We start from the raw sequence: 1,508 nt of genomic DNA on the forward strand, positions 1-1,508 counted from the left end.
TTGACACTCCTCGCGCTAAAGCGACGAGGATTCTTAAGACCATATTTTCTGTCTTAAAGGCGCTGACAAAGTGCCCCTACCGATTCCACTTAGATCAAGTCCAAGTATCACCGCTACTTTTCTACCAATGTTTCCACAGCCATTACAATCTGCATTAATTAACCAACCTTGAGCCGTTCGATACAAACCACGCTTAATTCGTTTACCACTAGGAAGCCACCCTTCGGGTTTTTCGCCGAATGTAGGTAGCAAATCATGATCAACAAACGAAGCTTTAGAAGAATAATATTCTTCGGTTTCTACGAACTTTAATCCGTACCGCTCACCAAGTTGAGCAATTCTATCTTTCAGTCTGCCGGTCGGGATTTGTACAAACTTCTGATTAGTTTTGCTACCCATATTGGCAGAATTTTTTTGTCCCTTATTCCAGCCAAATATAATCGTTCCTATGCCATTTTTCAAGCAGTGATTAATCACCTTTCTTGCTGCTTTATTGACGGCATCACGCATCTGGCGGTTGCGTCTTTCAGTCAAATTGGCAAGTCTTTTAGACCAGAATCCGTTAGATTTGCCTTCCATCAAAAATGCAACCTGCTTGTTATATCCCTGGTTAAGCGATTTCAAATGCTTGCCGTCAACGATAAAACTTGTGCCAGCATTGCTTACGCAAGTCAGCCAGTTATCTACGCCGTGGTCAATCATTAAGCATTTGGCAGGGTCTACAATGGCCTGGATCTCAGTCGTTTTATAGACAAATTCCAGGTAAAAACAGCCGTTACGGGGAAGAATTCGGTATTCTCGAATTGCCTTAAAATCAAGGTTTGATGGCATCGGCAGAAAAAACGCATCTAGCCCAAACCACGCTTTAACTTTGCTACCCAATGGAAATCTCAACATTCCATCCTTAAGTTTTACCGACCTACCAGTGAACGTCACAAGCGCCATTCCACCTTGACGATACTTTGGTGGTTTCGGACGATCTGTAATTGTCCCATTTTTAAACGCTTTCAATAATCCTATAAAGGATTTGAAAGACTCGGCGACACCCGTTAAAATTTGCTTTCTCGGTATCTGAATAAAACGCTTGATAGTGCAAGTTCCTATTCTCGGTTCCCAATACTTTGTGTAATTGAGCTCGATTTGGGATTTTACCAGTCTTGAAAAATATCTGACGAGCGTAGTAGGTTCCACAATTGGAAAGCTTTGTAGCTTCAGAACACAGATATTCAAGAATGGCTTGAGTATCTGAGTTGACTCGAATTAGGTTTTGTTGGCAACCAAACATGACTTATCCTCCCTATAATAGGGTACAGCAAAAAGCCGGACAAATTATGAAGAAACGTTGAGATTTTCGGAGCGAGGGATTTGAGTTTGAGATTCTTGAGCAATACTGCAAGGACGTAGGCAGGACTGAGACCGATGTACTTAGAGAATTAATTACGACATTGAAAGAGAAGAAAAAGCCGTCGTAGAACGACGGGGCTTCAGACCCCGCTTTTTGGTGAAAT

The 1,508-nt window shown here is 42.0% G+C and carries 1 protein-coding gene; it reads right to left on the reverse strand.

Translation table 11 applies throughout. The annotated features are described in order from the left end of the window. Positions 1-33: 33 nt before the first annotated feature. Positions 34-1,191 carry a transposase gene (locus QUA44_RS30470; protein ID WP_333257649.1) on the reverse strand — a complete coding sequence of 386 codons (1,158 nt, stop codon included), beginning with the start codon at positions 1,189-1,191 and terminating at the stop codon, positions 34-36. Between the last annotated feature and the right edge of the window lie 317 nt (positions 1,192-1,508).

It is taken from the genome of Microcoleus sp. N9_A2, assembly GCF_036701775.1.
Classification (GTDB): domain Bacteria; phylum Cyanobacteriota; class Cyanobacteriia; order Cyanobacteriales; family Microcoleaceae; genus Microcoleus.